General features: G+C 57.7%; 3 protein-coding genes. All 3 read right to left on the bottom strand.

The window, feature by feature from the left end; translation table 11 throughout:
- Positions 1-121: 121 nt before the first annotated feature.
- Complete coding sequence (gene hutH, locus B0G57_RS30630; protein ID WP_018439686.1) at positions 122-1,651, bottom strand: histidine ammonia-lyase; 1,530 nt, start codon at positions 1,649-1,651, stop codon at positions 122-124.
- A gap of 80 nt (positions 1,652-1,731) precedes the next feature.
- A complete protein-coding gene (locus tag B0G57_RS30625; protein ID WP_026229492.1) occupies positions 1,732-2,523 on the bottom strand; it encodes an ABC transporter ATP-binding protein in 792 nt (263 codons plus the stop codon).
- A gap of 213 nt (positions 2,524-2,736) precedes the next feature.
- Positions 2,737-3,129, bottom strand: a complete 393-nt coding sequence (locus tag B0G57_RS30620; RefSeq protein ID WP_233216034.1) for a hypothetical protein — start codon at positions 3,127-3,129, stop codon at positions 2,737-2,739.
- Between the last annotated feature and the right edge of the window lie 39 nt (positions 3,130-3,168).

Below are 3,168 nucleotides of genomic sequence, written 5' to 3'. Positions count from 1 at the left end.
TACGCGGCTTCCGCAATCCAGGTCTTGCAGGTCTTCTTGCTGCCGCGCGGCGCGCGGATCGTACGTGTCGGATCTAGCCGGGGATCGATGTGTTTCGGGTTGTTCATGACGTTCCTCCTACTCAGTGCAAGTTGACTTCAGAGGCAAAAGACAAAGGGGAGTACGTCGCAATTGCACCGCTCAAAACCTGATCCGCGATTGCCTCGATATCCGGAGCGAAATAGCGATCGACGTCGTAATGCGGGACATCGCGACGGATCGCGTGCATTACCTGTTTCAGGGTGTGGCTCGTCTCATAGGGAGCACGCAAGTCGACCCCTTGCGCAGCAGCCAGCAATTCGATTGCGAGGATGTTAGCCACGTTATGTGCAATATCGCCCAGCTTACGCGCTCCGAACGTCGCCATGGACACATGGTCCTCTTGGTTTGCCGATGTAGGCAGCGAGTCGACAGACGCCGGGTGAGCGAGGGTCTTATTTTCCGACGCCAGTGCAGCAGCCGTTACATGCGCAATCATGAACCCAGAATTGACCCCTCCATCCTTGACGAGAAAAGGAGGAAGACCTGACATCGTTGCGTCGACCAAAAGTGCAATCCGGCGCTCAGACAACGCTCCGATTTCGGAGGCCGCAATTGCAAGATTGTCCGCAGCAAATGCAACAGGCTCCGCATGGAAGTTCCCCCCAGAAATCACCTCACCGGCTTCCGGGAAGATAAGCGGGTTGTCGGACACAGCGTTGGCTTCGATCAACAGCACATCCGTCGCATGGCGGATCTGGTCAAGACATGCGCCCATGACCTGCGGTTGGCAGCGCAGACAATATGGATCCTGCACCTTGTTACAGTTCACATGTGATGCGTTGATAGAGGAGTTGTCCAGGAGCGTCCGATAAGCGGCAGCAGCATCGATTTGGCCCTGGTGCCCGCGCAATGAGTGAATACGCGAATCGAACGGCTTAACGGATCCCATTGCAGCGTCAACAGACAGTGCCCCTGCGACCAGTGCGGTGCGATACAGATCTTCGATCACAAACAGGTTGTAGATGGCAAGCGCGGTGGATGCCTGCGTACCGTTCAGAAGCGCCAGACCCTCCTTCGCCTGCAGGGTAAGCGGAGACAGCCCGGCAAGTTCAAGTCCTTGCCGCGCGCTCATTCGCTCGCCCTTTGCGAAGACATCGCCCACACCAAGCAGAGCCGCCGACATATGCGCCAAGGGAGACAGATCTCCAGAAGCACCTACGGAACCCTTAACCGGGATTACCGGCAATACGTCTGCGTTGAACAGGGCGATCAACGCTTCCATTACCTCTCGCCGAATGCCGGAGTTTCCTCGTCCGAGGCTGGACAACTTAAGCGCGATCAGAAGACGGACAACCGGTCGAGACATTGGCTCACCAACGCCTACCGAGTGGGATAGCACCAGGTTCTTCTGTAGCAGTTCAAGTTGGTCGCGTGGAATGTGGGTGCTCGCCAGCAGCCCGAAGCCTGTATTGATGCCATACGCGGGATCGCCTTTTGCAACGATATCAGCGACCGCCTTGGCACTAGCATCGATCGCAGTAAAACTTCCCGGATCAAGCTCTAACGATACGTTCGAGCGCGCTATTTGACGCAGTTGGGCAAGCGATACTTTCCCGGGTGTAAGAATCATTTTACAAATCCTGTCTGTTCATTCGTTCCGTCGGCCAATCGGGCGGGTTGAACACCTCAGCCGAAGCAACCCAGTTCAAACTAATTCGCTGTGGCGAGCTGGTGCCCGGCGATGAACTGTCGTAGTCGCTGAGACCCGCCCCCGCCAAACACCTGTTCCGGTGTGCCGTCGATATCGACCTGCCCCTGGTGAAGGAAGACGATGCGGTTCGACACCTCTCGGGCAAAACCAAGTTCGTGAGTAACTACCAGCATCGTCCTTCCTTCCTCAGCGAGAGATCGCATAACGCGAAGTACTTCACCAACCAGTTCGGGGTCGAGAGCCGACGTCGGCTCGTCGAATAGCATTACTTTCGGACGCATTGCGAGCGCACGTGCAATGGCCACGCGTTGCTGCTGACCACCCGATAGCTGTGCCGGGTACTGCTCTTTCTTGTCGGCCAGTCCGACTTTCGCGAGTAGCACTTCGGCTTCGTCGATCACTTCGGCTTTGGGCCGCTTTTGCACGCGTGTGGGACCTTCAATGAGGTTCTGCATCACAGTCATATGGCCCCAGAGGTTGAAACTCTGGAAAACCATCGCAAGTTCGGTACGGATTCGCTGGACTTGCCGGCGGTCGCTGCGATGCAACTTTCCGTGTCTATGTCGAGCCATATCGAACGCTTCGCCCGACACGGCAACGGACCCCTCGTCCGGAGTTTCAAGGAGGTTCAGGCAGCGGAGAAACGTGCTCTTCCCCGATCCGCTCGCTCCGAGGATCGAAATCACGTCACCTTGGTGGGCATCGAGCGAGATGCCCTTCAGGACATGGTGATTGCCGAACCACTTGTGGATATTCTTCGCCGAGAGCGCGGAGGAACTTCCGTTATCCATCATGTCTTCCTTACGCGGTGGTCGATCCGCCCGCGACACAGTTGCGGTGCCGGTATCCCGCTCAATTCCCGGCACCCGTTAGTCGCCGCCTCGCCAGAATGTTCGCACTGGCCCGGATGAAGGCGTTGGCGTTCGCGCCAGTCAATTTGCCTGTAATGGGTAGGCGCGCCACGCCCATCCGTCTGTCGCGAGCGCCAACTTCCGGACCTGATGTCAGTCGGCCAGTTCGACCGTCATCCAGATCAGGTTCTTCGACTCAAACGTCGATTCCCAAACAGCTTTACCCACTTCGGCCAGCTTGGCTGCGTCGGCTTCATCGATCTCTCCGAGAACTGGCTGCGAGAGATCCTCGGTGGTCGGTCCATACTGGACGATGAACTTCTGACCGGTGGACTGCGAGAAACGGATCCGGCCGATCGGCGCGTCGCAGATGCGTTCACGCAGACGAATCGGCGCCGTGCTGACGAACGGCGACCATGCGTACATCGACTCGCCCGTCACGACGGCGTGATCCTGAATGGTCGTAAAGGGGAGCGCAGCGGCGAGGTCGGCGCACAGTTCCGGGTTCTCTTTGGTGGCCAGTGTGGCGTTGACCGTGATGTTCAACGGCTTCCATGTGATCCGGATCCGTTGACCGCTGCGGAT

The organism is Trinickia symbiotica (assembly GCF_002934455.1).
Classification (GTDB): Bacteria; Pseudomonadota; Gammaproteobacteria; order Burkholderiales; family Burkholderiaceae; genus Trinickia; species Trinickia symbiotica.
Note: the sequence above shows the minus strand (reverse complement) of the source record. Positions and strands in the feature narration are given on the sequence as shown.